The sequence below is a fragment of the Vulcanococcus sp. CPBay_Sum15L08_68 genome, from assembly GCF_017855895.1.
GTDB lineage: Bacteria > Cyanobacteriota > Cyanobacteriia > PCC-6307 > Cyanobiaceae > Vulcanococcus.
Window position 1 is genome coordinate 16,661 of record NZ_JAFMFX010000009.1, and the last position, 25,301, is coordinate 41,961.

Genomic DNA, 25,301 nt, shown 5'->3' on the forward strand with positions numbered 1-25,301 from the left:
CGATGTTGCTGAGTTCTCTGCTGTTGATCCCCTTCCTGGGGACCGCCGCGCTGCTGCTTTGGCCTGGGGAGCAACCCCTGGGGCGCCTGCGGCTGATCACGATTGGAATCCTGGTGATCCAGCTGATCGCCAGCCTGGTGATCACCGTCCAGTTCGATCCCAGCGTGGCTGGGATGCAGCTCCAGGAGTTCCACCGCTGGGTCCCTGGCATTGGTCTGGATTACGCCCTCGGGATCGATGGCCTGTCCTTGCCCCTGGTGCTGATCAATGCCGCCCTGACCTTGGTCTCGGCGATCATCACCCGCGACATCGACCGAAGACCGCGGATCTACTTCGCCATGCTGCTGTTGATCAGCGGTGCGGTGAATGGGGCCTTCATCGCCGACAACCTGCTGCTGTTCTTCCTCTTCTATGAGCTGGAACTGATTCCGCTCTGGCTCTTGATCTCCGTCTGGGGCGGAGCGAACAAGGCCTATGCCGCCACGAAATTCCTGATCTTCACAGCGATCTCAGGAATGCTGATCCTGGGCGCCTTCCTCGGCTTGGCGCTGCTGACTGGAACCGTGGATTTCAGCATCACCCCGGTCCTCTCCGATCGTCTGGCCATGGGCGGTCAGATCGTGCTCCTGGTTGCGATCTTGCTGGGCTTTGGGATCAAGATCCCGCTGGTGCCGCTGCACAACTGGCTGCCCGATGCCCACACCCAGGCCGCCACTCCGGTGTCGGTTCTCCTGGCTGGTGTGCTGCTGAAGCTCGGCACCTATGGGCTGCTGCGTTTTGGCCTGCAGCTCTTCCCAGAGGCCTGGGCTGAGCTGGCCCCTGGCCTCGCGATCTGGGCGGCCATCTCCGTGCTCTACGGCTCCCTGGCGGCCATTGCCCAGACCGACATGAAGCGGATGGTGGCCTTCAGCTCCGTCGGCCACATGGGCTACGTGCTCCTGGCTGCCGCGGCCAACACCCCCATCAGCCTGCTGGGGGCGGTGTTCCAGATGGTGGCCCACGGTCTGATCTCGGCCCTGCTCTTCCTGCTGGTGGGCATCGTCTACCGCAAGACCGGCACCCGCGACCTCAAGGTGCTCCATGGTTTGTTGAGCCCTGAAAAGGGTCTCCCCCTGACCGGGACGTTGATGATCCTGGCGGTGATGGCCAGCGCCGGCCTGCCGGGCATGGCCGGATTCATCTCGGAATTCCTGGTCTTCCGCGGCAGCATCAGCGCCTTCCCGGTCGCCACCCTGCTTTCGATGGTGGGCTCGGGACTGACGGCCGTCTACTTCCTGCTGCTGGTGAACCGCGCCTTCTTTGGCCGCCTCTCCATTACCCCCGACAGCGACGATCCCATTCGGGATGCACGCTTGGATGTCCAACTCGCGCCGGTGGCTCCCCGGGAGACCTATCCCGCCCTTGCCCTGGCCGCAGCGATCATTGGCCTGGGCCTCTTACCGTTTGGCCTCAGCTATCTGAGCGAAACCTCGCTCACAGCCTTGGCCCTGCAATCGATGGGAGTGAGCTGAGATGCCTGTCATTCCTGCTGAGCTGGTTCACAGCAACCCCGGCCTCGACGCCGAGCAGATCATCGCCAAACTCCTCGGTGGTGAGACCCTGCTGAGCGACACCTCCGATCACCTCATTGAGGTGGTCGATGTGCTCGAGAGCTATGGCGAGGTGCTCGATGCCTACAGCAAAAACCTGATCTACCAAGGGGAACATCAGTTCCTCAACCCATTCCCGATCTTCAAGTACCTCGACGGGGACCTCAGCCCCGCCAAGATCTGGCGCCATCTCAACCACGACCGCATCAACTTCGAGTACGCCGAGTACTGCATGAAGGGCATGCTCTGGCATGCCACCGGCGGGATGGATGCCTACTTCGACAGTGAGGCCTTCAGCGAGAACTGCAAGGCGATCATTGCCGCCAAGCGCCGGCGTGATCCGCTGCTGGCGATCCTGCATCCCCTGTTCCCAGACTTCCTCAGCGAACTGATTCGCAACGCCGCCACCACCCATGCCCTGGGGCAGTTCTGGCGCGTGATGAGCGATTTGTTCATCGACCTGGCCAAGGCGGAACGCTCCGGTGCCGTGCGCTCGATCCCGGATGTGGTCGACTTCATCAAGCAGGGGCTCGTGGCCGCCGCCGCCAACCCGATCGAATACGGCGTGATGATCGGCGGCCAACGGTTCTGGATCCTGCCGCCGGAAGCCAAGCTCACCTTCCTGGTGGATGTGGCCGTTCCCTACGTCGAGGCGGTCTTCCTGCGGGGGATGCCCTTCTTGGGCACCGTCAGCTACAACGCCCAGGCCCAGCAAATCTCACCGGACCAGGCCACCTTCACCTACGGCGCGCTCTACGCCGACCCGCTGCCCACGATGGGTGCGGGCGTGCCCCCCAGCCTGCTGATGCAGGACATGTACCGCCATCTTCCGGAGCGATTGCACCAGTGGTATCTGGTGCGCACCCGCGGAGAAGGGGACGTGCGCGAAAAGATCTGCCGCAGCTTCCAGAAGTCGATGTTCTGCGTGACCAACGCCGCCATCAGCGGCACCATGCCCCACGCCCTGGACACGACCAACCCGGAGGAACAGGAGGCCAATCGCGCCTATGCCGCCTCCTGGGCCGCTCGCCTGGTGATTGGCCGCACCGATTGCCTCGCGGCGTAGGGTCAACCCATGGATCAACTCTGGAATCCCCGGCCCAAGCCCGATCGCGTTGAGTGGCTGGAGCGCCGGATTGAGTTCGAGGACTACGCCGGGAACCGGGCGTTTTTGGATCGCCTCAACGATTTCTGCGAGCAGGAAGGGCGCTACCCCGACATCAGTTTTGGGCGTACATACGTGAACATCACCCTCCGGCCCGAGGAGGAGGGGGCGAGCATCGGCGAGGCTGACCACGCGTTTGCCGCTGCCATCGATGGCCTCGTCTGAGCAGCCCGACAACACGCCCGTCGATCTTCAGGCCGCCTATGAGGGGGCCGAGGTCCAAGAGGTTCTCGATCAGCTGGACCAGGAGTTGATTGGACTCCAGCCGGTCAAGACCCGGATCCGTGAAATCGCCGCCCTACTGGTCGTCGACCGGGCCCGCAAGCAGGTGGGACTCTCCACCACGGCCCCCAGCCTGCACATGTCCTTCACCGGTCGGCCAGGAACGGGGAAGACGACCGTGGCCGAGCGGATGTCCCAAATCCTGCACAAGCTCGGCTACGTGCGCAAAGGTCACGTGGTCACCGCCACCCGGGATGATCTGGTGGGGCAATACATCGGCCACACCGCTCCCAAGACCCGGGAGATGCTCAAAAAGGCGATGGGTGGGGTGCTGTTTATTGATGAGGCCTACTACCTCTATCGCCCTGAAAATGAGCGCGACTACGGAGCCGAGGCGATTGAGATCCTGCTCCAGGTCATGGAGAACAACCGTGATGACCTGGTGGTGATCTTTGCCGGTTACAAGGAGCGGATGGATGTTTTTTACCAAAGCAATCCTGGTCTCTCCTCTCGAGTCGCCAACCACATTGACTTTCCGGATTACAGCGCCAGCGAACTGCTTGCCATTGCGCGGCTGATCCTGGCGGAGGAGAACTACCGCTTCAGCGAGGAGGCCCTGGCGGCCTTCGAGGATTACATCGATCGGCGCATGCAACTGCCGTTCTTTGCCAATGCCCGCTCGATTCGCAATGCGATCGATCGCTCGCGGATGCGCCAAGCCAATCGCCTGTTCAATGTGATGAACAGCAGTCAGCTCACCAAGCTGGATCTGATGACGATCGAAGCGGAGGACATCACCGCCAGCCGCGTCTTCTCCGGGGAGGTCGAGGGCCTCGACCCCAGTGAACCGATCACCGGCTAATCCCTAGCGGGTCCGGCGGCGGGAGTCGATCTGGAGAAGGTCGCGGACCTGTTGAATCTGACGGCCCAACTGGGGGTCAGCCGCCAGCTTCTTCTCGGTTTGATCCACGGCGTACATCACGGTGGAGTGATCCTTGCCGCCAAAGGCATCGCCAATGCGGGGCAAGGACAAATTGGTGCCCTGGCGCATCAGGTACATGCCCACCTGCCGGGCCTGGCTCACGGCCCGCTTACGGCTGGCGCTCTTCATCTCATCGACGCCCACACCGAAGACCTCGGCCACCTTGTTCAAGACTTGATCCGGGGTGACCTCCACCTCAACACCGGCCGGTTCGAGCATCGGTGCCACCGATTCCACAGTCATCGGCAGACCGGTGATCGAAGCAAAGGCAACGGCTCGGGTCAGGGCACCCTCGAGCTCGCGAATGTTTGAGGTGAAGCGACCCGCGAGGTATTGGATCAGGTCCCGGGGCAGGCTGACCCGCTCGTGCTCCGCCTTCTTGTGCAGGATCGCCATCCGCGTTTCCAAATCAGGCGTTTGGATATCCGCGATCAGGCCCATCGAGAAGCGTGAGATCAAACGCTCCTGCAGGCGGGGAATCTGGCTTGGGGGACGATCGCTGGCAATCACGATCTGGCGCCCGGCCTCATGCAGGGCGTTGAAGGTGTGGAAGAACTCCTCCTGGGTGTACTCCTTGCCCTCGATGAACTGGATGTCATCCACCAGGATCAAATCGGCAGCCCGGTAGCGATCCCGAAATTTCTGCATGCCGTCCTTGCGGATGGCCTGGATCAGATCGTTCGTGAAGGTCTCAGTGCTGACGTAGGCGACCCGGGCCTCCGGATCAATCTCCAGGCGGTAGTGGCCAATGGCCTGCATCAGGTGGGTTTTACCCAGACCCACCCCGCCGCAGATGAACAGCGGGTTGAACTCACGGCCGGGGGCCTCGGCGACGGCCAACGCCGCGGCATGGGCCATTCGACTGTTGGGCCCGACCACGAAGCGGTTGAAGACGTAGCGGGGATTCAGGCCCGGGGCCAACTTGCGCGGGGCCTCACCCGTGGCCGTGCGCTGCTGGGGGGCAGCGGAGCCTGGGGCCACCTCGACCCCGGCGGTCGTGGGGGGCTGACCGTTCAGGGTGATGCCCTGGGCGGACTCACCACCGGCCTCGACGCTGACCGCGATCGGGCGACCGGCGATCTCGCTGGCCACCGCGGCAATGGTGCTCAGGTAGTTCTTGCGCAGCCAGCCGCAAGCAAAGGTATTGGGGGCCAGCAGCTGCAGCTCGTTGCCCTGCAGGTCGACACACGTGGCCGGACGAATCCAGGTCTCAAACGTGGGTTTGGAGAGATTGCCTTGGAGTGCTTCTTGAACCTGACGCCACAGCGTTTCTCCCTGCTGCACCGTCACGTCATCCCCTGGGGTCCATGAATATAGGGGTGGTCTGAGGCGGGAGTGTCTCCGATGATGCGCCTGAACACCTGCCCCACATCTCTGCTGCGCATGACCCGTTTGATGCATGGCGTTCGCCCCCAGCTCGCCTTGGGTTGCTTGCTGCTGAGTGTGGGCCTGAGCGGCTGCGGGACCGGCGGTTTGCGGCTACCGCTCTGGAACGGCAGCAGGGGCGGAGACGGCGCTCAGGTCAGCGATGCGCCCGCCGCCGCCCCCCTGCCGGGGGGCAAAAGTTTTGTGGTCAACGCGGTCGACAAGGTCGGACCGGCAGTGGTGCGAATCGACACGGTGCGGCGGGTGGTCAACCCGATGGGCGGACTGTTTGGCAGTGGTCCCTCGGTGCAGCAACAGCAGGGGCAGGGCTCGGGCTTCATCACCCGATCCGACGGGGTGATCCTGACCAATGCCCACGTGGTCGAGGGCACCAATGAAGTGGGCGTCACCCTGCCGGATGGCCGCAATTTCAAGGGCAAGGTGCTGGGCTCTGACCCGGTCACCGATGTCGCTGTGGTGAAGGTGGCGGCAGCCAACCTGCCCGTGGCACCCCTGGGTAATTCCAAAGGCGTGCGGCCCGGCGAATGGGCGATCGCGATCGGCAACCCCCTGGGTCTCGATAACACCGTCACCTTGGGAATCATCAGCGCGGTGCAGCGCACCAATGCCCTCGGGGAGGGGCAACGGGTGCCCTACATCCAGACCGACGCGGCCGTGAACCCGGGCAACAGCGGCGGTCCCCTGATCAATGACCGCGGTCAGGTGATTGGGATCAACACCGCCATCCGACAGGCCCCTGGCGCGGGTCTGAGCTTTGCCATCCCGATCAACCTCGGGCGCCAAATCGCCGCACAAATCCTCGATCGCGGCCAGGCCTCCCACCCCTACATCGGCGTACGGCTCCAGGCCCTGACCCCCCAACTCGCCAGGGAGGTCAATGCCACCGATGCCGAGTGCCGGCTGCCGGAGACCAAAGGCGTCGTGGTGGTGGAGGTCATCCCCGGCAGTCCAGCCGCCAAGGGAGGCATGCGCGCCTGTGACCTGATTGAGCAGGTCGGCGGCAAGCCCGTGAAGAACCCCTCCGAAGTGCAGGTCGCGGTGGACCAGGGACGCGTCGGCCAGAACCTGGCGATCGTGATCCAGCGCAAGGAGCGGACGCTCACCCTCCAGATCAAGCCCGCTGAACTCCCCCGCGGGAAGTAGGCGCGGCCTTGGCTGCCCCTCTGACCCTGGTGGTCATGGCCCGCTGGCCGGCCCCCGGACGCTGCAAAACCAGGCTGGCCCGCCACACGGGTCGACTGGCGGCGGCCCAGATCCAACGCCAGCTGACGCAGCACAGCCTTGAGGTCAGCGGCCGCTGGAGCCAACGGCACCAGCACAAGCTGCTGATGGCCGTCGATGGTCTGGGCCCCCGCGGGTTGCGCCGCTGGCAGGGGCAGCTGCAGGCGCTCGCTCCAGGGGTTCAGCTCGGGCCACAGGGGGGAGGCAACTTGGGCTGCCGCATGCAGCGGCAGTTGCAGCGGGCCTTCCAGGCGGGGGCTGAGCGGGTGATCGTGATTGGAACGGATCTGCCCGCCCTGGAAACCAGTGATCTCGACGCCGCAGCCGAGGCACTCCTGAGGGCACCGCTGGTCCTTGGGCCCGCCCGAGATGGCGGCTACTGGTTGATTGGCCTGAACCGCTCCGGCTTCCGCCGCGCCGGATCCCGGCTGATGAGTGGCATCCCCTGGGGCAGCGATCAGGTGCTGCAGCGCAGCCTGGCTGCCGCCGCGGCGCACCAGCTCCCTGCGGTCCTGCTGCGACAGCAGAACGACCTCGATGAACCGAGCGATCTGGAGGACTGGCTGCGCTGCCAGCTGCCGCCCGCATGAAGCGACCGTCCCTGGCCGTCGTCATTCCCGCGCGGCAGGAAGCGCAGCGCCTACCGCTGTTGCTCGCCGATCTGCAGCAGGCCCCACTCGGGCTAGAGACAGAGCTGATCGTGGTGGACTCCAGCGCCGATCCAGGGACCGCCGACGTGGCCCAGCTCGCCGGCGCCCAGGTGATCCGCTGCGCCGCCAACCGTGGACTGCAACTCCAGGTCGGCATTGCCGCTGCAACGTCTCCTTGGTTGTTGCTGTTGCATGCCGACTGCAGGCTTCCGGCCCGTTGGGGGGCGTCGGTGGAACAGGCCATGGGGCAAGCACCAGCCGCTTGGTACTTCGACTTCCAGGTCGCCGCGGCCGGTCTGCCGCTGCGGCTGCTGGAGCTGGCCGTTCAGCTGCGCTGCAGGATCCGGGCCCTGCCCTACGGCGACCAAGGGCTGCTGCTGCCGCGGTCCCTGCTGGAGCAGGCCGGGGGCATGCGGCCCCTGCCGCTGATGGAGGACCTGGATCTGATCCAACGGCTCCAACCCCTAGCCCCCCTGCGCCGACTCGGCCAACCACTGGCGGTCGATGGCCGCCGCTGGAGACGCGATGGGGTGCTGCGAACGGCAGAACGCAACGCGGCCCTGCGCCGGGCCTGGCGCCGCGGCGCCACGGCCCAGGAGCTCGCCCAGCGCTACTACCGCAGCCCCTAGGGGGCGTACCAGAAGGCGCAGCGGCGGTTTTGCGGTTCCAGCTCCCAACCCTGGGCGCCATAGAACTCGATCACGCCGGGATCGGCGAACAGGCTGATGCGCTCCACCTGCATCCGCTGCAGGCGCTCGATCACGTACTGCATCAGCTGTTTGCCCAGGCCCAGACCTTGGTAATGGGGGTGGACGGCCACATCCCAGACCGTGGCTTCGATCACCCCGTCACCGGTGCAGCGGGCAAAGCCCACCAGGCGCGGAAGGCGGGCGTCATGGCGCCAGAGGGCCACCACCAGGAGGCTGTTCTCCAGGGCAATGCGCACCCGCCTCATCGGACGGCGGCTCCAACCCACCGCATCGGTGAGTTGCTCGAGCTCATAGAGATCAATCTCCCGCTCCTGGCTCAAGACCAGTGAAGTCGGGGCGCTTGGGGTCGCGCAGACGCGATGGTCCCGGCCGTAGAGCTCCTCCAGTTCAGTGGCGCTGGAACCAATCAGAACGGAGCTCCCTGCGGGGTTCGGTTGATCCTGACCCACCAGGTCACCCCCTTGATGCAGGCTGGGTCCGTTTCTTGCATTGGGATCCCTGGGCGCAGCACCTCTGCTGGTTGGCGTGCATGGTTGGCTGCTCTCCGGGCGGCTGTGGGATCCGCTGCGCACGGCCCTGGAGCCCAGGTGGGACTGCTGGACCCCTGATCTGCCGGGCTTTGGCCAACGCCCGAGGCCCCAAGGCCTGCGGACCAACTTGGTCAGCTATGGCCGCTGGCTGGCGGAGGCGGCCCAGGAGCAAGCCGCCGGCCGGCCGATCGTGCTGATCGGCCACTCCCTGGGGGGAAGCCTGGTGCTCCATGCCGCCCCCCATCTGGGGGAGCAACTGCGGGGCATCATCCAGGTCGCCTCCGGAGGCGGGGTCTATCAGCCGCGGCCCTTTCGGATGGTGCGCAACGGCGGAGCCACCTTTCTGCGCTGGCGGCCGAGTTGGCTCGCCCAGGTGCCTGGCACCGAGGCCATTCGCAGCCCCCTGGTGGCGGAGCTCCGTGCCGCCCGCGGGCTGCTGGCCTGCAGCATGCAGCGCGGGGCCGTGCGCCAGCTGCCGGCGCTGACGAGCCAACTGCAGGTCCCCAGCCTCTGGGTGGTGGGCAGCAAGGACACGGTGATGGAGCCGCGCTACGTCCGCCATCTCTCGGGCTATGCCCCCAATGCCGAGGTGCAGGAGCTCGAAGGGGAAGGGCATCTGCCGATGCGCAGCGCCCCAGACGCCCTCGCCCGAGTCATCGAGGACTGGCTGGATCGAACCTTGTCCTAGAGCCTGGCCAGACCGCGTTCCTGCAGGTCGGCCAACTGGGCATAGAGACCACCGGCTGCGCGCAGGGCCGTGTGGGTTCCCTCTTCGATCAGGCGACCGCGCTTGAGCACCAGGATGCGGTGGGCTGCCTCCACCGTGGCCAGGCGGTGGGCGATGACGATGGCCGTCCGTTGGCGCAGAACCCGATCGAGATCCCGCTGCAGGGTGGCCTCGGTGGACGGGTCCAGGAAGGCCGTGGCCTCGTCCATCACCAAGACCGAGGGATTGCGGATCGCCACCCGCGCCACCGAGAGCAACTGGCGCTCACCGGAGGAGAGGTTGCTGCCGCGCTCACGCAGCTCTGTGGCCAGCCCCGAAGGCAGTCGATCGAGCAGGGGCTCAAGACCCAGCTCCGAGCAGAGGCGCTCGAGCTCGACATCGCTGATGGCGCCATCGAGGCGCAGGTTGTCGGCCACGTTGCCGCTGAACAGGAAGGTGTCCTGCAGCACCACCCCGAGGCGCTGGCGCAGGGTGGGGATGGGCAACTCGCGGATGTCCACGCCATCCAGCAGGATCCGGCCCTGCTGGGGTTCATAGAGGCGGCAGAGCAGGCGGATGATGGTGGTCTTGCCCGATCCGGTCGGACCGACCAAGGCCACGTGCTCCCCAGGGGCAATCCGGAAGGAGAGGTCCGTCAGGATCGGATCGTCCGGGCGGTAGGCGAAGGAGACGTTTTCAAAAATCACCTCACCGGCGCTGCTGAAGTCGCTGCCACTGCGAATGGCGGCCGAGGAGCGCTGGTTCAGGGGCAGCTCCTGAATCTCAATGGGCTCCTCCAGCAGCTCACCGATGCGCTCAACAGCGGTCAGGCCGCCTTGGATCTGAGTGAAGCGCTCCGCCAACTGGCGCAGGGGATCAAACAGGCGCTGGGAATAGAGGATGAAGGTCGTCAGGGTGCCCAGGCCCATCGCCCCAGCGGTGACCATCCAGCCCCCCAGGGCCAGCACCAGGGAAATCGCCCCCAGGGACACCCACTCGATCAAGGCCGAGATCGAGGAGTCGTAAAAGATCGTGCCGTTGACCGCATTGCGGTAGGCATCAGCGGTGCGGGCAAAGCGGGCGGAGTTGTGGGACTCCCGGCGGAACATCTGCACGACCTCCAGACCCTGAAGGTTCTCCTGCAAATCCGCGTTCATCTGGGAGAGCTCCTCGCGAACCCGGTAGTTGGCCTTGCGGTAGCGCCTCTGCAACCAGAGCATGGTCAAGGTGACCGGCACCTGCACCGACAGCAGCAACACCCCGAGGCGCGGTTCAATCGCCACCATCGTTCCGGCGATCACCAAGAGGGTGACCAGGTCCGCCAGCAGCCCCACGGCGCCACTGCCAAAGACCTCGGCCAGGGCATCGACGTCACTGGTCAGGCGCGTCAGCAACTTGCCAACGGGCGTGCGGTCGTGGAAGCGCAGCGAGAGGTCGAGGGAATGGGCAAACAGGTCGTTGCGGATCCGCGCAGTCAGACGTTGGCCAACGGCCTGCACGTTGAAGCTCTGAACCCCCTGCAGGCCCAGGCGGATCAGGACCGCCACCAGCAAGAGCGACACCAGCGTCCGCAACTGGCCCGAGAGGGGCATGGCCTGCAGCCAGGGCAGCACCGGCTCCTGACGCAGGGCCGAAATCGCCTGTCCGACCAGCAGGGGTTGAACCGCCGCGGCACCCGCCACCGGGATCAGCAGCACCAGGGTGAGCAGCAGGCGTTTGCGATCGCGCCCGAGGTAGGGCAGAAGACGCAGCAGCCGTTGACGATCGCGCTTGGCCATCAAGCGCCTGCGCTGGCGATTTGATCGACGATCGATTGGATCTCGCCGGAATCGAGCCGCAGCGACAGCGGATGGCCCACCAGGCGGGCGGTGGAGTGGAACAGATCTTCGATGGCGATCAGGCCGTTTTCTTCAAGGGTGCGGCCGGTGGCCACCAGATCGACGATGGCTTCGCTCATGCCGGTGATCGGACCGAGCTCCACCGAGCCGGCCAGATGGATCAACTCCACAGGCAGATCCAGGGCCTCGAAGTACTCCTCAGCGCAGCGGGTGAACTTGCTGGCGATGCGGCAGTGGGCCGGCAGGTCACTGGCCCGGCGATAGGGACTGGAGGCCTTCACGGCCACGCTCATCCGGCAGCCGCCAAAGCCCAGATCCACCAACTGAGCCACGGGCAGCTGGTGTTCCTTCAAGACGTCGTAGCCCACCACCCCAAGCTGGGCCTGGCCGTAGGCCACATACACCGGCACATCGGCATTGCGCACCAGCAGCGCCCGGGCGCGACCACAGACGCTGGGCACCATCAGCTGGCGGTTGCCCGGCTCCAGCACCGCTGCGAAATCCAGGCCAGCGGCCGCGAAGCGGCGGACCGAGTCCTTCAGCAGGGCTCCCTTGGCCAGCGCGACGGTGATCATGGTTGGCAGCCTGAACCGGGACTTTAACGATGCATGCCGCCACGACGGTTTCGCTGATCCCTGTGCTGAGCGACAACTACGTGTTCGTTCTCCACGGCGAAGGTCCGGGTGCGGTGGTGGTGGATCCGGCGGTGGCCGAGCCCGTGATCGCCTGGCTGGAGGAGAAGGGCCTGGAGCTGGAGGCGATCCTGCACACCCACCACCACAGCGACCACATCGGCGGAACACCCGGGCTGTTGCAGCGCTGGCCCGAGGCGGCGGTGATCGCCAGTGCCGCGGATCGTGAGCGGATCCCGCTGCAAACCCAAGGGGTCCAGGGGGGCGATCAGCTGAGGCTGTTGGGCCGAGAGCTGAGGGTGCTGGAGGTGCCCGGCCACACGCGTCACCACATTGCCTATGTCGTGGAGCCGGAGGCGGGAGGAGCCGCTGAGCTGTTCTGCGGCGACACCTTGTTTGCCGGCGGCTGCGGTCGCCTGTTTGAAGGCACCCCCGAGCAGATGCTCAGCTCCCTGGGCAGCCTGGCGGCCCTGGGGCCCGAGACCCGGGTCTGGTGCGCCCATGAGTACACCGAAGGCAACCTGCGCTGGGCGGCGGAGCGGGAACCGGACAATGCCGCGATCCGCACGCGACTGGCGGAGGTGCAGCAGCTGCGCCGTGAGGGACATCCAACGATCCCCAGCCGCATTGGACTGGAGCAGGAGACGAACCTGTTCGTCCGGGCCCAAGACGCGGCGGCGCTGCGCCAGCTGCGCGGCCACAAGGACCTCTGGCGGGGCTAGGGCTCAGCCGCGGGCGATGAGGGCGGCACCACTGGGGTAGAGCCGGCCCTGCTCGCCTGCGCGCAGGTGCAACTGACAGCGCTGGCCGCGGGAGTAGTCCAGCTCCAAGGGCAGACGCAGGCGCAGGCGTCGGTCATCGAGCTGCACCTGATAGAGCCACTCACGGCCGAGGAATTCCCGGCCCACGACCCAGGCCTCGGCGTCATCGTCCGGAACCAAGGCGATGGCCTGCTGACTGACCAGCACCTCCAAGTCCGAGGAGGAGGACGCAGCAGCCCCGGCCTCCGTTGGTTCGAGCACCCCGAGGGGCGTGAGGCAAAGACCGTCCTGGAGCTGGGCCGGCAGCAGGTTGCCCTGCAGCACAAAGCGACCGACAAAGGAGGTCGCCGGGGCCGTCACCAGGTCGTGGGGGCTGGCGCATTGGTGCAGATGCCCGGACTCCAGGACCGCCACCCGATCACAGATCGCCATGGCCTCCTCCGGGTCGTGGGTCACGATCACCCCGCTGGCGCCGCAACGGGCCAGGACACCGGGAAGCTCCGCCCGCAGGCGCAGCCGCACCTCCACATCCAGATTGGAGAAGGGCTCATCGAGGAGCACCAGGGAACAGCCCGGAGCCAGGGCGCGGGCCAGGGCCAGGCGCTGCCGCTGACCGCCGGAGAGCTCATGGGGATAACGGCGCTCGAGGCCCTTGAGGCCCAGCAGTTCCAACAGCCAGGAGGCGCGACTGGTGTCCTGACCTGGCCTGAGGCCAAAGCAGGCGTTACGCCAGGCATCGAGGTGGGGGAAGAGGGCGTAGTCCTGAAAGACCATGCCCACGCCGCGGCGCTCCGGGGGTAACCAACGTCCCTGCCCGGCCACGGGGCGTCCGCCGATGGACACAGAGCCGCGGTCGGGCTTCTCAAAACCAGCGATCAGGCGCAGCAGGGTGGTTTTGCCGCAGCCCGAGGGGCCCAGCAGGCCGACCAACTCACCGGGCTGGAGCTGGAAATCAATGTCGCGAAGGGTCCAGTCACCACTGGAGGCGGGGCCGCTGTAGCGATGCCACAGGCCACTGAGCTCCACCTGCGGCTCCTGGGGGAGATCAGGGCTGGGCATCTCAGGGCGCATTCAGCAGGTTCGCCATAGGCTCGGCGCCACATCCTCTCGTGCAATGACCCTTCCAGCGATTGAGGCGGTGACAACCGCCGCGGCACCCGCACCGGTCGGCCCCTACAACCAGGCCGTCAAGGCGGGTGGGGTGCTCTATTGCTCCGGCCAAATCGCCCTGGATCCAGCCACCGGCGCGATGGTCGGCAATGGAGATGTGGAGGCTGAGACCCGCCAGGTGCTCAGCAACCTTCAGGCCGTGCTCAAGGAAGCCGGCTGCACGCCGCAGCAGGTGGTGCGCACCACGGTCTTCCTGGCCGATCTGGGGGATTTCGCCAAGGTGAACGCGCTCTACGCCGAGGTATTCGGAGAGGGGGTTTCCCCGGCTCGCGCCTGCGTGGAGGTGGCCGCACTGCCGAAGGCCGCCCGGGTGGAGATCGACTGCATCGCGGTGCTGGGCTGAATCAGCCGAAAGGTGAGATTGATCCGCTCGGTCCTGACCCGGGCACGGGCCGGTAGGGCGTGCTGCCAGTGGGCCTGGGTGGGCGGATCCATCACCAACAGATCGCCGTCATCCAGGCAAAGCGAGAAGGGCGCCTCAGCGGACGCAAGAGAAGAACGTCTCGGGCGAAAACGCAGATCGCGCGGAACGCCGATGCTCAAGGAGGCGATGGGGGCCTGGTTGTCGAGTTCCGGTTCGTCATCGGCATGCCAGCCCATGCGGTCGTCTCCAGTGCGGTAGCGGTTCAGCAGCAGGCTGTTGAAGCGAACCCCCAACTCCTGCTCCAGGAGATCGCGAAGGGGCGCAATGGAGGGACTCCAGGGGGTGATGGGCTGCACCTGGCCGCTGTAGCGGTAGCTGCAGCCGGGGTCAGCCATCCAGCAGGTCAGACGAGGCGTGGGGTGCTGGCGGCCAAAGACGCGCACCAGGGGCTGCTCCCAGGGAACCTCCTGAGCCAGGCGCTGACGCAGGGATTCCGTGGCGATTCCATGGCCCTGTAGCCAGGCGGAACCGTGGCGCAGCTTCAGGCCAGGACGCTCAATCGCAATCAAGGCTGGGCTGGTTCAATCACCCGAGCTTCAGCCACGGGGGGCGGGGCCAGGAGCGTCAGGCGTGTGGCCTGATCAAGAACCGGGGTGGGATCGAGGGCCAGCATCTGCTCACCCTGGCGCTGGCGCAACTCGACATGGAGATGGGGGCCACTGGCACGGCCGCTCTGGCCGACCAGGCCCAGGGTGGAGGCGGCCGTCAGGAAGTCACCTTTGCGGACGTTGGCGCTCTGCAGATGGGCATAGAGGCTCTGCCAACCGCGGCCATGGTCCAGGACCACCGTGAGGCCGTAGCCGTCGATGGGCTCCACCAGAACCACACGTCCCGGAAGCATGGCCAGAACAGGCGTGCCCGCGGGAGCCACCAGGTCCTGACCGGCGTGCATGCGCCAGGCCCCGCGGGAACTCGAATAGCGCCAGCCGTAGGGGTCCACCTCCGTGGCTTTGACCGCCAAGGGATAGACCACACGGATCGGCTGACCAGGACGCAGCGGCCAGGCCAGGGAATCGGGCATGGCCTCGCTGATTCCCATCCCGGGCGTCAGGTCAGCGACCGGAGTATCGCCAGGGATTTGCAATGGCCTCTCGGGGAGGGCCAGAGCCGGGAAAGGCAACAGACAGCCCGTCAGCCCGGCGAGGACAGCAACAGCGCGAACGGGGCCGAATCCCATGGTGGGGCGAGGACTTCGGGCCCGTTGTACCGGGGCCCAGCGCCACGGCCAGCCCAGCGGATCGACCGGTAAGCTCCAGACATACGGGGCGTGGCGCAGCTTGGTAGCGCGGGTGCTTTGGGAGCACTAGGTCGCAGGTTCGAATCCTGTCGCCCCGATTCAGAAAGAGCGCTGCCTTGCAGTGGGACTTAGGCGTGAACACCACGACCTAGGCACATTCGCCGACAAGAGCCTCTAGTCATCGTCATCCCCCCGTTTGCCCGATCCGTGGCTAAGCCGGGGTGTAAGAGAGAAATCCGTGGGCAAGCTGTTCAACTTGGCTGTTGAGCTCTCCAAGGGCGAGATCGTCGGGACGTTGGTCCACGCAGCGAGTGCTGAGGAGGCCAGAGCTTTTGGACAGGATCTCTTTCCAGGCTGCAACGTGATGGCCGTCCTGCATGAAGGCGAACCTGGCGCCAAGAACGACTGAGAGATGGTCACCCAGAAGCTCACTACATCGGCGCTAGCACTCCTTGCCGGGGTGCTGGTTGCTGCCCCAGCGCTGGCTCAGAGAGACGAGCGACCACCGCAACGCACAGACCACTACAAGACTCCTTGCACCATCAATTCTTTCCCCTCTTGGTGTGCCGTCAGCCTCGTTGGCGACATTCCGCAGAGCATGAAGGTTGAGTTCGCCCATGGAGACGGTCCGATCTTCACCTTGCTGCCGATCAGCCAAAACCGGGACTCACTAGGTGCGTTGAAGATGCGCGAGTTGAACACAGGCCAGGTCTGGATGCAGCGGGACTACGGCTTCAGCTTCTTGCTTGAAGAGGGCGAGTTCAGCAATGCAATTTGCGTTGGGCCTGGAGCACGACTTCCTTATCCCCGAGGCTGCGCCAAGCCCTAACCCGCCAGCCGCTTCGCCGGCCCCAGATCCCTCCTCAGGGGAGATAACACAGACGGCGTAACGGAATCCAGAAGTCCCGTCCAATTCCGCCTGACTATCGATACCTCTAGGGAACAACCATCACCTCATCAACGGCAGATCCAAGGCCCCACTGTCATGGAGACTCACTCGTACGGCCCAACTGGTCGATCACCTGCCGAACGCGCCATCACGCTGCCGCTGTTGAATCCAGGTCCCAGAAGCTCGAACCGCTCCTAGTGAAGAGGCACAGAGTGCTCAACCCGGAGCTTGTGACGCGATAGGTCTGTCCATCTGCCTTGCTTTTGAGCATGGCCTGCAATTCGGCAAGCTCGCGCTGTTCGTGCTCCTCTGTCTGACTCCAGCCCTGGTGTGTGAGGACTTCGATGCGGTACACGGAACCCTGATGTGGTGTGGTGGGCGCACAAATTCGATCAACCGTTCGGCGTTGGGGGAAATTGACAGGAAGACTTTGGGATCACGTCACCAAGAGCTGAAAGTCCACGCAGTAAAAAGCCGGAGTCCCACCCCCGGCCATGTCTTCCCTTACCTAGTTGTCCGCAGTGTTACGGGTCAATAGAAGCGGCGCCAGTAGACGTTGCCATGGGTACGGCTACCTATGTGCCCGTTGGATTTTCCCGACCTAAGGGGATCAGGGTGCAGAGGGAAAGCCCGCACCCCTTGAGCAGGACAAAACACAGCGCGAGGGGTTCCGCGCACAAAGCCATGGACGCTCCTCTTCCCTCAAGCTGCCCCCGCTGCCGAGTGATCAAGCTCTCCCCGAACAGCACATTGACGTGCCGACGGACAACCTCGTCAGTCGAACCGACTGCACTTGCAAGAGCCAGAGGCATCTACCAATCGTCGTCCCGGGTGAGGTGATCAAGGATCTTCTGACGAAGCTCACGCCTGTCTTCCCGCATTTCGTCACCGCCAACAGAGGCCAGCAAAAAGCGGTAGTCCTCTACGCAGCCATCGAGTGTCCAGTTGGTGGCGCGGATGCCTGGGGAGCGCTTGATCGCTGCCTTGATCCTGAACGTCCCACCTCTGGTTTCTTGACCAACCAAGAAACGGAAGGGGCATCGGATCAGGAAGCGGCAAAACAGCGCCACAAGCACAGCTGTTACAACGCTTCAGCCAGCAAGCGCGAACAGCTCCCTACAGTTCGAAATATTCCTTTACAACGGGATTGCTCGGCATGTTCACGCTTGAAAAAGCTGCCCAGATCTTCCCGGAGACGCGTTCGGCTGATGTTGTACCTGCGATCACAGCACGCTTTGCGCTACTGAGCGCAGAAGATCAGCTCGCCCTGATTTGGTACGCCTATCTCCAGATGGGCACAACGATCACGGTGGCTGCCCCCGCTGCCGCCCGGATGCAGTTTGCGGAACGCATCCTCAACGACATCAAGGCGATGGGCTTCCTGGAGCAGAGCCAGGTGATGTGTGATCTGGCAAACCGCAGCGATACGGAGATCGGCCGGACCTATGCGACCTGGTCGGTCAATATCAAGCTGGGCTTCTGGTATCAGCTCGGTGAGTGGATGGCTGCCGGTCAGGTGGCTCCGATCCCGGAGGACTATCAGCTCTCAGCCAACGCCTCCGCCGTCCTCAACTCCCTCAAGGGTGTTGAACAGGGCCAGCAAATCACCTTGCTGCGCAATTTCGTGGTGGACATGGGCTTCGATCCAGCCAAGGGCGAAGGTCAGCGGGTCATGGAGCCCGTTGCTCCTCCCACTCCGGAAGAGCAGCGCAAGAAGGTGTTCATCGAGGGGGTGATCAACCCCACAGTGAACAGCTACATGGATCTGCTCAACGCCAACGACTTTGACAACCTGATCCAGCTGTTCCTGCCCGACGGCGCTCTTCAGGCTCCGTTCCAAAAGCCGATCGTGGGCACCGATGCGATCCTGCGTTTCTTCCGCGAGGACTGCCAGAACCTCAGGCTTCTGCCTGAGCGTGGCTACGCCGAACCCACTAACGACGGGTTCACCCAGATCAAGGTGACCGGCAAAGTGCAGACCCCCTGGTTCGGTGCCGGCATCGGTATGAACGTGGCCTGGCGCTTCCTGCTCAACCCCGAAGGAAAGATCTACTTCGTGGCGATTGACCTGCTCGCATCACCGGCCGATCTGCTCAAGTTCGCCCGTTGAGCCTGCTGCTCAACGGAGGCTTGATCCTGGGCTGGGGACTCTCCCTGGCCCTGGCACTGGAGACCAACACAACCCAAGCCCCTCTGTGGCTTTTGGTGGTGTTGGTCCTTCTGCGCACCCAGCTGCAAACCGGGCTGTTCATCGTGGCCCATGACGCCATGCATGGTCTGCTTGTCCCAGGACGCCGCCGCTGGAACAACGCCATGGGTGCTTTTGCGCTGCTGGTTTATGCGGGCTTGCCGTTTGCTGGGTGTTTACGGCAACACCAGCGCCATCACCGTGCACCGGGGAGTCTCCAGGATCCCGATTTCCCAAACGACCTGGAGAGCAGTGCCATCAGTTGGTATGGCCAGTTCCTGGCGCGCTATCTGAGCACCAGGCAGATGCTGCTGTTACTGGCTGGTTGGGGACTGACCCTGGGTCTGACCGTAACGGCAGCCGAGGTGCCTCTGGCGGTCGCGATCGAGCGCGTTCTGCTCTTCATGACGTTCCCATTGCTGTTGAGCTCCCTACAGCTGTTCGTCTTCGGCACGTTCCTGCCCCATCGGTGTCAACGACAGCCAGAACGGCGAGCCCAGCCGATCAGCCTGGACCTACCGCCGTGGCTGTCTCTGCTGACCTGCTTCCACTTCGGCTATCACCGTGAACACCACAACAACCCAGGCTTGAGCTGGTTTGAACTGCCGGCCGCCCGGTCGCTGCACCGGTCGCTCGCAGTGGCAGAACCGCTCCGGTAGCGTCTGAAACAGCGTGGTCAGGCCAGATGAATGAAGCGGCGACTGACAGCTGGACAGATAGCGAGCAGGCCATTGCTCGAGCTGCCTTTGAGACGGCCTACAACCGTGCCGTCATGCAATTGGTGGCCTCTGTGCAATCAAAGGCCTCCAACCTGGGTGATGTCAGCTCGGTCTGGGCGCTGCATGACTTTCTGAGCATCGAGCGCCACACCATCGAAGGCCGGTTTGATTTCCGCCTGGAGGGGATCTTGTTTGTCTTTGCAAGCCTCGTGAAAGACGAGCTTCTGCAACTTCAAGAGCTCGAAGGACTCACAGCCGACAAGCTGGCCAAGATTTCGGCCATGTCTCGCTTCTGAACAAAACTTGGAACGCGTTGACCGGCTTGGGCCGGCGCACCAAGGCGAGATCAGATTCCCAATAGTCCACGCAGGCCGGAGACAACCTTGCTCATCTCGGCTTCAGTGATCTGCCCCGACTCAAGTAATTGCTCAGCAAGGGCGATCTTGGCCCTGGCCTCCTGAAGCCTCAACAGACCCGAACACGTTTTTTTAAAGCCTGTTCCTCCAAGCGGGATCATTAGCGCCACACCGCCACCGAGATCGCTCTGGGTTCCAATATTGCTGCCATTGGAGAGAACAAGGCTATTGGTGTTATTGGAGAGCGCCAAGCTGTTGAGTTGCCGGCCATAGAAAACCAAAGTCGCCGGGGATCGGTCGGTTACAGAGCACGTACTGCCATCGTCAAGATCCAGTTCAATCTTGGGCTGGGGGGCATACACAGAAAAATCCTCCAGCTCAAGCCGCTCACCACTTCTTACGGGACCACCCAAAAGCGCGAGCAGGATTCCGTAGCCAAGAGCATGGAACCACCAGCGCGACCATTGCGATCGATGCGCTCGACAACTGGCTGGTATATGACACATACAAAGTAAGGAGTTCGCGTCGAGATGGCGGGTTCAAAGGTAAGCAAGACATTCCTAAACTTATTCCGCGGTATTTTGAACTTTGCTGGCACTATCCTTACAGAGTCGGTGAGAATCGATCCAGGCGTCTCATCGTCGACTCCAGCACCTTTGAGCCGCACAGTCAGTCGCACAGATTTCTTGTAGTCATGGGACACACCAAGTTTGACTCTGACCCGTCCACTCTTAGCGCTGAACTCTCGCTTATCCAGAAAAGCGGTCTGGGCATTGGCATGCCCAGACCACAGGACTGCGATCAAAAGAAGAATCGCTCGAATCATTAATTCAGAGAGAGGTACAGGTTGCCGTGGCCTCGATCTCATAGTCTCCAGCAGTCAAAAGATCGTCACCATTGTTCTCGACAATGGAAGTATCGATAGCGCCATCAGAACGAATGACACCTCCAGACTCCTCACTAGAAGCTGAGGCACTACCAGAGTTGTTCGAGACCAGCGAAGCAAGCTGAATACTTGGAGTCGCTGCAGCAGCACCCTTAGGCGCACTTAACTGCAAGGCACTCAACACGATCTTGGAATTGCCATTCGCTACATAGCGATAAGAACCAGTGCCACTCAGGCGGTCACCGTCTGCCGACGGTTGCATAGCGATTGGACCACCTTGGTTGCTGATATTGCAGAATGTCGCGATCGTTCCTGTGGCTTTAATCTCAGCCGAGGTAGAGGCGAGCAAAGGAGTCGGGGCCATCAAGGAGATGGCCAAGGCTGTTTTCAGAAAGTTCATGCAAAAGCTGCAAGGACCTTTTTGTTCTACTGGTGAGAATTGACGCTGAGCGCCGGTTACCGCAGCCAAAGCAGATCTGCACCAAAAAACTGAACACTGTCGCCACACTGAGACGATTGCCCCGCAGGTTGCTGAGAAAATGCGATGCATTCCCAAGACTTGTGTCTGGCTTTCCGAACCTCAGCCTCCAGGAGCATCCACTCCGCAGAGGTGGGCTCACCCTTGGACGTCTTGTAGGTGAGTCACAACTCGACGCTGCTTGTACGGGTGCAGAGCGTCAGCAACTGCTGCTCTAGCAGGATGATCGCTTTGATTGGTTCCAGCGCGGCGCACGCAGGAGCCGCCAATTCTCCAAGTCTCTTGCCATCTGAGCAGAGGACCGCAAGGCTGGGAGCACACACAGGCCACGCAGCCCGTGAGCACGAACCCTCAAAAAGACATCCGCGATCTCCAGCGGGAACTGGACAAGGAACAAGGTCACGAGCGCAAAGCGATTGTCAAAACGGCCAGCAACAAGAACCAGAAGGCAGGCAGCTTTGACGCGATAGCCGTTGCCGTTATTGGCCTCGTCCTCAGTGCCGTAGCAGTGGTCTCGGTTGGGCGAATGAGCGAAGTAGACCGACGCGCCCTTGCAATCGGCCTTACAAGCGGAGCGATTGGCCTGGCCGTTGGCTATGGAGTTGGTCGGATCAGGCGCTGACGATTCCGCCCCTAGCCCCACCTAGGCCATCACCGAGCTGGAGGCGCACCAAAGACCCGCTGCGTCCGAGCGGGGAATGGCATCGCTCCACCCATGGTCATGAGATATGGGTCAGGGAGCTGTTGCCTGACGCAGTTGCTCTTCCCGCTCCATTTTCTTTTGAAATCGGAGGGGCTGTTGGTGATCAGAGCGAGGATGGCTGCATCAAGGAGCGGACGACTGGCGATGACCGATGCCCAGAAGATCGTTCTCACCTCCGTGCTCTCGACGATGTTCGTGCCGGTGATGTTCCTGGCACCCAGCTTCTGCACAGAAGCGACCGGTAACTGGCAGTCAAGCCTGGGCACCTGGCTACCGAGCGCGTTGGCCGCTCCAGTCGCCACTGCTGTCCCAATGATTGGGTTCGCCCTTCCTTGCGGCCTCTTTGCCTGGCTCCTCTCCAGGATCTGGATCAAGAACTAGCGCTTGGGTCGGGGAGCGCCTTGAGTCCTAAGCAGTCAACCGGCTTCTGCTGACCACGAATGAATCGCTTGCGCTGAGGGCTGTCGTAGTCACCTTCGATCAGCTCCAGGAGATGTGGGTCAACCTCCCAGCCAGCACGTAATCGGGTGTAGGCCTCCTCCCTGTCCATGGTCAGGACGACTCTCTCAGTCGTCGTCTGTTCTGATCTGGCTGCATCAGCAGCAGGTCTTGATAGTCGGCAACGCACTCCAAGCACTCGCAAGGAACTCCATGGAGATCCCAGCGGTCCAGCGTGTAGCCAGTTAATGCGGCTTCGTCTTTGTGGAACTTGGTCACATTGAGGTGACGAAGGTCGAGTGAACGCTCTCGTGAATCACAGAGGGGCGCAGTCGTGCAAACCGCCCATGTCCTGGGGATCACACTGTTTTTGGTAGCCATTGCTCCTCGATCGCTAGATGTCTTCCACTTTCAAGCCGAAGAGGGATGCAGTCTCTGCTGATCAAAATGGAGATCAGAAGAGCAAATGGACGAGGCAGCAGAAGCGATTGGACTGGCTGGGTTCGGCGGACTCAAAGCCCAGCAAGGCAATGAGAATCAAGCAAATGTGACCCACATAACTGATGGGCGTATCTTGAAAGTCAATTCATTCCTTGCGCTCACGAGCACCCAGCCCTGCAAAACGTGTAGCGATCCCGAAGCCAGTCTTTAAAATGCTTGAGGAAGTGCAAAACCTGTAGAAGCCTGGTCAATAGTCATCGCGAGCTAGAGCAATGATCATTGTTCAGCGTTTTGACGCGGCAGGGCAAATATGGGTCGACGAGGTTGTGAGACATGCTTGGTGGAATGCGTACACCACCACAAAAGCCAGGTGCTGGGTTTCAGGGAGGAGTTACAGAATCGTGTCTGGACACAGCCGTGATGTGCTGCATGAGTTCCCGGTAGACGAGTACGGGAACTGCTGTCGACTGAAAGACTTGAGAGCTACAAAGAGCCAACTACATCCCTAAGGCACCAAGCGGCTAACCAGAAGTGAATGCAAAAGCTGGCGTCCTCTTTTCTGAGCAAAGAATGGAGGACCGGTGGCACCCGTCTTTTTTTGATCCCCCTCTCCGCTGCTGTGTCGCCTGAGCAGTGGCGTCCCGATCAACGTGGGTGCTTCTTCAGGTAGGCAAAAACCGTTTGGTCATGAGCCCTCGTCCAAGACTTGCGCCCGTGAATCGCAATCGCAAATTCAACAGCATCGATTTGCCGCTGTCTCTCGCGGTGCGATGCTGCATCGAGAGTTCGCATCATGCACTCGTTCATCAGACCCTAAAGCTGGCGTTCCTGACCTGAACCACCGCTGTCCTCAGTCATCAGTAAACAGTGCTTGAGGGAGCACAGGAAGCCTCTTCAGCACAAATGCATCAGACACCAGCAGATGCAATGCGGCGTAGACCTACTTCACCTTTATCTCTCGCCAATCACTACGCTGGCACCAAAAGCGAGACCGAGAAATGGTGAAGACCCTGTCAGCATTCTTGATCACATTGGTTGCAGCATTGCTGCTCAATGTAGCGCTAGTTTCTCGACACTATGATCAAAAGCCGCGTCCATATGAACCCGAGAAAATAACCAGTGGAGACATAGTCCAGCTCAGCGTGCAGGAGTTACTCCCCCTAGAGATCAATCCAATCTTCGAACCTTCGACACGACGTCAACAACCAACCCAATAGCAGAAGCGACCAATACTTCGCATCTCCAGCCTGCGTCTTCCGATGCCAGGAAAAGTGGCGATGACTTGGTTCTTTTCATGAACCCATCCGCTGCTGGATTGCCCGAGCAGCCGCTGTCATGAGCGTTGGACGAATGAGTGCAGTAGACCGACGCACCCTTGCGATCGGCCTGAGAAGCGGTGCTGTTGGCCTTGCCGTTGGCTATGGAGTTGCTCGGATCAGGCGCTGAGGATTGCACCCGCAACCCCACCTAGGCCATAACCGAGTTGGAGGCGCGGTGAAGACAGCGCTGTCCGAGCGGGGGCCCACCACATGGCCCCCAACAACTCGAACCTGAGGGTCAGCGTGCTGTTGCGCTCACCATCAGGCCTCCCCGTGGGATGGGGCTGGGCACCAGCTGCAGCGAAAGATCTTGATCCGGCTCCAGTTCAAGCTGAACCTGCTGCAACAAGCCAACGACCATCAAACGAATTTCCAATTCGGCCAGGGCTTTACCGAGGCAGACCCTCTCGCCACCGCCAAAGGGCAGCAGTGTTTGCCCAAACGAACCATCGAGATGGCGCTGCGGACGGAACTCCGTCAGGTCTGTGCCGCTGCTGGTCGCCGTTGGCGTGAGCGCCACCTGGATCACACTGTTCGCTGGCACGGCCACATCAGCCAGCTCAATCGCCTGCAGGCTGCGGCGAAAGAACCCACCCACCGGCGGGGTTTGCCGCATCACCTCGAGCACGGTGGCATCCAGCTTTTGTGACTGCACTGCTGTGGTCGCAGGCCACCCAGTGGCCATGACATCGCTCTGCAGCCAATCCATCACCTCCGGATGCAGCAGCAAGGCGCGAAACAAGCAGCTCAGCGATGACGCGGTGGTTTCGTAACCAGCGAAGAGCAGCAGCAGCAGTTGCTCCGCCAGATCGTCGTCCTCCAGAGGAATCCCCGCCTCATCCAGGCCACCACTGAGGAGATCGAGGCCACCTTGATTGCGGCCCTCCTTCAAGACATCTTTGATGCGCTTCAGCAACCGCTGGCGAGCTGCCAGGGCTTTGGCAAAGGGTGTGCCCGGTATCGCCAAGGGAATCGAGAACAGAGCCTTGGTCCAGATCTCAAAGTCAGCGAACAGGGCGTCACGGCGATCCGGATCGAGCCCCAACACCGTGGAGGCGATCACGGCAAAGGCGAAGCGGCGCATCCTCCCGGCCAGGGGAACTGGGCCACCAGCCGAGGTCAGCTCCTCTGCGAGCTCATCCACCAGGCCAGAGATCGATGGGGTGTAGCGGGCTAGGGCTGCACTGGAGAACAGCTGACCGACCACACGCCGGCGGGCCTTATGACCCGCTCCACTGCGGTTGGCGAGGGAACGACTGCCTAGCAGCTGTTTGACACTCTCAGGCCACCAGCCCTCAAGTAACTCGCCTTGGCGAAAGAGATCGTTGATCGCCCGTTCGCCTCGGATGAAGACGATGGGCTGGGTCAGCAGCTTGGTGGCAAAGACATCGCCATAGGTCTCAAAACGCCGCTGGGCAAAGCTCGGATCGCCGAAGAAATCAAGGGTTTCCTTCAGGCCGCTCACCGCACCGGTGTTGGGCAGGGGCTTGACAGGCATGGGCCCAGGCGCGCGCAGGCGATCAACTTATCGATTGGATGACGGCGTCAGCCAGAGGGGACTGGGCCATCAACACAGGGGCCGGATCCGTCAACGCCTTCAGATAGCGACGACGCTGCGCGCTGTCCTCTGGACGAGCCTCCTGTTTCGCGCCATCCAGGCC

General features: G+C 62.8%; 27 protein-coding genes and 1 tRNA gene. 17 read left to right on the forward strand and 11 right to left on the reverse strand.

Features of this window, described 5'->3' with window-relative positions; genetic code table 11:
* Positions 1 to 2 precede the first annotated feature (2 nt).
* The 4 genes from QZ189_RS02800 to cbbX are packed head-to-tail and all read left to right on the forward strand — an operon-like array spanning position 3 to position 3,838.
* Entirely contained in the window at positions 3 to 1,511 is a 1,509-nt protein-coding gene (locus QZ189_RS02800; RefSeq protein WP_247477750.1) for an NADH-quinone oxidoreductase subunit M, read from the forward strand.
* 1 nt (position 1,512) lies between these two features.
* On the forward strand, positions 1,513 to 2,655 hold the full coding sequence (locus QZ189_RS02805; RefSeq protein WP_296416371.1) for a CO2 hydration protein: 1,143 nt from the start codon (positions 1,513 to 1,515) through the stop codon (positions 2,653 to 2,655).
* 9 nt (positions 2,656 to 2,664) lie between these two features.
* On the forward strand, positions 2,665 to 2,919 hold the full coding sequence (locus tag QZ189_RS02810) for a 4a-hydroxytetrahydrobiopterin dehydratase (protein WP_010316509.1): 255 nt from the start codon (positions 2,665 to 2,667) through the stop codon (positions 2,917 to 2,919).
* The gene (cbbX, locus tag QZ189_RS02815; protein WP_010316507.1) at positions 2,906 to 3,838 is read left to right on the forward strand and encodes a CbbX protein; all 933 of its coding nucleotides are present in this window, start codon (positions 2,906 to 2,908) and stop codon (positions 3,836 to 3,838) included. Before QZ189_RS02810 ends, cbbX begins: the two co-directional genes overlap by 14 nt.
* Positions 3,839 to 3,841: 3 nt before the next feature.
* Here cbbX and dnaA read toward each other — a convergent pair whose 3' ends face one another.
* Complete coding sequence (dnaA, locus tag QZ189_RS02820) at positions 3,842 to 5,248, reverse strand: chromosomal replication initiator protein DnaA (RefSeq protein ID WP_296416370.1); 1,407 nt, start codon at positions 5,246 to 5,248, stop codon at positions 3,842 to 3,844.
* Between the two features lie 93 nt (positions 5,249 to 5,341).
* On the opposite strand from dnaA, the gene QZ189_RS02825 reads away from it, so the two are divergent.
* The 3 genes from QZ189_RS02825 to QZ189_RS02835 are packed head-to-tail and all read left to right on the forward strand — an operon-like array spanning position 5,342 to position 7,844.
* Positions 5,342 to 6,487: a trypsin-like peptidase domain-containing protein gene (locus tag QZ189_RS02825; RefSeq protein ID WP_050778462.1), complete on the forward strand. Its 1,146-nt coding sequence runs from the start codon at positions 5,342 to 5,344 to the stop codon at positions 6,485 to 6,487.
* Between the two features lie 8 nt (positions 6,488 to 6,495).
* Positions 6,496 to 7,155 carry a TIGR04282 family arsenosugar biosynthesis glycosyltransferase gene (locus QZ189_RS02830; RefSeq protein WP_247477739.1) on the forward strand — a complete coding sequence of 220 codons (660 nt, stop codon included), beginning with the start codon at positions 6,496 to 6,498 and terminating at the stop codon, positions 7,153 to 7,155.
* Positions 7,152 to 7,844, forward strand: coding sequence for a TIGR04283 family arsenosugar biosynthesis glycosyltransferase (locus QZ189_RS02835; RefSeq protein WP_296420847.1), 693 nt, complete (start codon positions 7,152 to 7,154; stop codon positions 7,842 to 7,844). The genes QZ189_RS02830 and QZ189_RS02835 overlap by 4 nt, the downstream gene beginning before the upstream one ends.
* Here QZ189_RS02835 and QZ189_RS02840 read toward each other — a convergent pair.
* Positions 7,841 to 8,311 carry a GNAT family N-acetyltransferase gene (locus QZ189_RS02840; RefSeq protein WP_296420866.1) on the reverse strand — a complete coding sequence of 157 codons (471 nt, stop codon included), beginning with the start codon at positions 8,309 to 8,311 and terminating at the stop codon, positions 7,841 to 7,843. The genes QZ189_RS02835 and QZ189_RS02840 overlap by 4 nt on opposite strands.
* A gap of 139 nt (positions 8,312 to 8,450) precedes the next feature.
* Here QZ189_RS02840 and QZ189_RS02845 point away from each other — a divergent pair, with 139 nt between their 5' ends.
* Entirely contained in the window at positions 8,451 to 9,143 is a 693-nt protein-coding gene (locus tag QZ189_RS02845) for an alpha/beta hydrolase (protein WP_296420849.1), read from the forward strand.
* On the opposite strand, the gene QZ189_RS02850 is transcribed toward QZ189_RS02845, so the two are convergent.
* Both QZ189_RS02850 and hisG read right to left on the reverse strand, forming a co-directional pair.
* Positions 9,140 to 10,939: an ABC transporter ATP-binding protein gene (locus QZ189_RS02850; protein ID WP_010316493.1), complete on the reverse strand. Its 1,800-nt coding sequence runs from the start codon at positions 10,937 to 10,939 to the stop codon at positions 9,140 to 9,142. The two genes, QZ189_RS02845 and QZ189_RS02850, sit on opposite strands and share 4 nt — an antisense overlap.
* Positions 10,939 to 11,574 (reverse strand): ATP phosphoribosyltransferase, encoded by a 636-nt coding sequence (hisG, locus tag QZ189_RS02855; protein WP_010316491.1) that lies wholly within the window; start codon positions 11,572 to 11,574, stop codon positions 10,939 to 10,941. Before hisG ends, QZ189_RS02850 begins: the two co-directional genes overlap by 1 nt.
* Positions 11,575 to 11,603: 29 nt before the next feature.
* Between hisG and gloB the strand changes: the two genes are divergently transcribed.
* Entirely contained in the window at positions 11,604 to 12,353 is a 750-nt protein-coding gene (gene gloB, locus QZ189_RS02860; RefSeq protein WP_296420852.1) for a hydroxyacylglutathione hydrolase, read from the forward strand.
* Between the two features lie 3 nt (positions 12,354 to 12,356).
* On the opposite strand, the gene QZ189_RS02865 is transcribed toward gloB, so the two are convergent.
* On the reverse strand, positions 12,357 to 13,451 hold the full coding sequence (locus tag QZ189_RS02865; RefSeq protein ID WP_043705799.1) for an ABC transporter ATP-binding protein: 1,095 nt from the start codon (positions 13,449 to 13,451) through the stop codon (positions 12,357 to 12,359).
* A gap of 55 nt (positions 13,452 to 13,506) precedes the next feature.
* Here QZ189_RS02865 and QZ189_RS02870 point away from each other — a divergent pair, with 55 nt between their 5' ends.
* The gene (locus tag QZ189_RS02870) at positions 13,507 to 13,905 is read left to right on the forward strand and encodes a Rid family detoxifying hydrolase (RefSeq protein ID WP_071777973.1); all 399 of its coding nucleotides are present in this window, start codon (positions 13,507 to 13,509) and stop codon (positions 13,903 to 13,905) included.
* On the opposite strand, the gene QZ189_RS02875 is transcribed toward QZ189_RS02870, so the two are convergent.
* Entirely contained in the window at positions 13,794 to 14,495 is a 702-nt protein-coding gene (locus QZ189_RS02875; RefSeq protein WP_247477734.1) for an alpha-ketoglutarate-dependent dioxygenase AlkB, read from the reverse strand. The two genes, QZ189_RS02870 and QZ189_RS02875, sit on opposite strands and share 112 nt — an antisense overlap.
* A complete protein-coding gene (locus tag QZ189_RS02880) occupies positions 14,492 to 15,163 on the reverse strand; it encodes a M23 family metallopeptidase (RefSeq protein WP_156797900.1) in 672 nt (223 codons plus the stop codon). Before QZ189_RS02880 ends, QZ189_RS02875 begins: the two co-directional genes overlap by 4 nt.
* 84 nt (positions 15,164 to 15,247) lie before the next feature.
* Between QZ189_RS02880 and QZ189_RS02885 the strand changes: the two genes are divergently transcribed.
* Together QZ189_RS02885 and QZ189_RS02890 are read left to right on the forward strand one after the other, a co-directional pair.
* Positions 15,248 to 15,321: transfer RNA gene (locus QZ189_RS02885), tRNA-Pro, on the forward strand.
* A 500-nt stretch (positions 15,322 to 15,821) separates the two neighbouring features.
* On the forward strand, positions 15,822 to 16,052 hold the full coding sequence (locus tag QZ189_RS02890; RefSeq protein ID WP_010316186.1) for a hypothetical protein: 231 nt from the start codon (positions 15,822 to 15,824) through the stop codon (positions 16,050 to 16,052).
* Positions 16,053 to 16,924: 872 nt separating this feature from the next.
* Here QZ189_RS02890 and QZ189_RS02895 read toward each other — a convergent pair.
* Positions 16,925 to 17,182 carry a hypothetical protein gene (locus QZ189_RS02895; protein ID WP_296420857.1) on the reverse strand — a complete coding sequence of 86 codons (258 nt, stop codon included), beginning with the start codon at positions 17,180 to 17,182 and terminating at the stop codon, positions 16,925 to 16,927.
* 86 nt (positions 17,183 to 17,268) lie between these two features.
* Here QZ189_RS02895 and QZ189_RS02900 point away from each other — a divergent pair, with 86 nt between their 5' ends.
* The 3 genes from QZ189_RS02900 to QZ189_RS02910 are packed head-to-tail and all read left to right on the forward strand — an operon-like array spanning position 17,269 to position 19,315.
* The gene (locus QZ189_RS02900; RefSeq protein ID WP_010316178.1) at positions 17,269 to 18,222 is read left to right on the forward strand and encodes an orange carotenoid-binding protein; all 954 of its coding nucleotides are present in this window, start codon (positions 17,269 to 17,271) and stop codon (positions 18,220 to 18,222) included.
* Positions 18,219 to 18,959 (forward strand): fatty acid desaturase, encoded by a 741-nt coding sequence (locus QZ189_RS02905; protein ID WP_296420859.1) that lies wholly within the window; start codon positions 18,219 to 18,221, stop codon positions 18,957 to 18,959. The genes QZ189_RS02900 and QZ189_RS02905 overlap by 4 nt, the downstream gene beginning before the upstream one ends.
* Before the next feature lie 26 nt (positions 18,960 to 18,985).
* Entirely contained in the window at positions 18,986 to 19,315 is a 330-nt protein-coding gene (locus QZ189_RS02910; protein ID WP_296420861.1) for a hypothetical protein, read from the forward strand.
* A 50-nt stretch (positions 19,316 to 19,365) separates the two neighbouring features.
* Here the strand turns inward: QZ189_RS02910 and QZ189_RS02915 are convergent, their stop codons facing one another.
* The gene (locus QZ189_RS02915) at positions 19,366 to 19,788 is read right to left on the reverse strand and encodes a hypothetical protein (protein ID WP_296416747.1); all 423 of its coding nucleotides are present in this window, start codon (positions 19,786 to 19,788) and stop codon (positions 19,366 to 19,368) included.
* A gap of 417 nt (positions 19,789 to 20,205) precedes the next feature.
* Positions 20,206 to 20,661, reverse strand: coding sequence for a hypothetical protein (locus QZ189_RS02920; protein ID WP_296420863.1), 456 nt, complete (start codon positions 20,659 to 20,661; stop codon positions 20,206 to 20,208).
* A 415-nt stretch (positions 20,662 to 21,076) separates the two neighbouring features.
* On the opposite strand from QZ189_RS02920, the gene QZ189_RS02925 reads away from it, so the two are divergent.
* Both QZ189_RS02925 and QZ189_RS02930 read left to right on the forward strand, forming a co-directional pair.
* Positions 21,077 to 21,361, forward strand: a complete 285-nt coding sequence (locus QZ189_RS02925) for a hypothetical protein (RefSeq protein WP_010316168.1) — start codon at positions 21,077 to 21,079, stop codon at positions 21,359 to 21,361.
* A 195-nt stretch (positions 21,362 to 21,556) separates the two neighbouring features.
* On the forward strand, positions 21,557 to 21,823 hold the full coding sequence (locus tag QZ189_RS02930) for a hypothetical protein (RefSeq protein WP_296420864.1): 267 nt from the start codon (positions 21,557 to 21,559) through the stop codon (positions 21,821 to 21,823).
* 2,055 nt (positions 21,824 to 23,878) lie between these two features.
* Here QZ189_RS02930 and QZ189_RS02935 read toward each other — a convergent pair.
* Positions 23,879 to 25,138: a cytochrome P450 gene (locus QZ189_RS02935; protein WP_247477699.1), complete on the reverse strand. Its 1,260-nt coding sequence runs from the start codon at positions 25,136 to 25,138 to the stop codon at positions 23,879 to 23,881.
* Positions 25,139 to 25,301 lie beyond the last annotated feature (163 nt).

What these genes read in the sequence shown, in the direction of transcription:
- QZ189_RS02910 (WP_296420861.1), top strand. Translation starts at nt 18,986, where the DNA reads ATGAATGAAGCGGCGACTGACAGCTGGACAGATAGCGAGCAGGCCATT.
- gloB (WP_296420852.1), top strand. Translation starts at nt 11,604, where the DNA reads ATGCATGCCGCCACGACGGTTTCGCTGATCCCTGTGCTGAGCGACAAC.
- QZ189_RS02805 (WP_296416371.1), top strand. Translation starts at nt 1,513, where the DNA reads ATGCCTGTCATTCCTGCTGAGCTGGTTCACAGCAACCCCGGCCTCGAC.
- QZ189_RS02810 (WP_010316509.1), top strand. Translation starts at nt 2,665, where the DNA reads ATGGATCAACTCTGGAATCCCCGGCCCAAGCCCGATCGCGTTGAGTGG.
- QZ189_RS02900 (WP_010316178.1), top strand. Translation starts at nt 17,269, where the DNA reads ATGTTCACGCTTGAAAAAGCTGCCCAGATCTTCCCGGAGACGCGTTCG.
- QZ189_RS02865 (WP_043705799.1), bottom strand. Translation starts at nt 13,451, where the DNA reads ATGCCCAGCCCTGATCTCCCCCAGGAGCCGCAGGTGGAGCTCAGTGGC.
- cbbX (WP_010316507.1), top strand. Translation starts at nt 2,906, where the DNA reads ATGGCCTCGTCTGAGCAGCCCGACAACACGCCCGTCGATCTTCAGGCC.
- QZ189_RS02880 (WP_156797900.1), bottom strand. Translation starts at nt 15,163, where the DNA reads ATGGGATTCGGCCCCGTTCGCGCTGTTGCTGTCCTCGCCGGGCTGACG.
- QZ189_RS02930 (WP_296420864.1), top strand. Translation starts at nt 21,557, where the DNA reads ATGGCTGCATCAAGGAGCGGACGACTGGCGATGACCGATGCCCAGAAG.
- QZ189_RS02890 (WP_010316186.1), top strand. Translation starts at nt 15,822, where the DNA reads ATGAAGGTTGAGTTCGCCCATGGAGACGGTCCGATCTTCACCTTGCTG.
- QZ189_RS02920 (WP_296420863.1), bottom strand. Translation starts at nt 20,661, where the DNA reads ATGAACTTTCTGAAAACAGCCTTGGCCATCTCCTTGATGGCCCCGACT.
- QZ189_RS02825 (WP_050778462.1), top strand. Translation starts at nt 5,342, where the DNA reads ATGACCCGTTTGATGCATGGCGTTCGCCCCCAGCTCGCCTTGGGTTGC.
- QZ189_RS02800 (WP_247477750.1), top strand. Translation starts at nt 3, where the DNA reads ATGTTGCTGAGTTCTCTGCTGTTGATCCCCTTCCTGGGGACCGCCGCG.
- QZ189_RS02850 (WP_010316493.1), bottom strand. Translation starts at nt 10,939, where the DNA reads ATGGCCAAGCGCGATCGTCAACGGCTGCTGCGTCTTCTGCCCTACCTC.
- QZ189_RS02935 (WP_247477699.1), bottom strand. Translation starts at nt 25,138, where the DNA reads ATGCCTGTCAAGCCCCTGCCCAACACCGGTGCGGTGAGCGGCCTGAAG.
- hisG (WP_010316491.1), bottom strand. Translation starts at nt 11,574, where the DNA reads ATGATCACCGTCGCGCTGGCCAAGGGAGCCCTGCTGAAGGACTCGGTC.
- QZ189_RS02835 (WP_296420847.1), top strand. Translation starts at nt 7,152, where the DNA reads ATGAAGCGACCGTCCCTGGCCGTCGTCATTCCCGCGCGGCAGGAAGCG.
- QZ189_RS02870 (WP_071777973.1), top strand. Translation starts at nt 13,507, where the DNA reads ATGACCCTTCCAGCGATTGAGGCGGTGACAACCGCCGCGGCACCCGCA.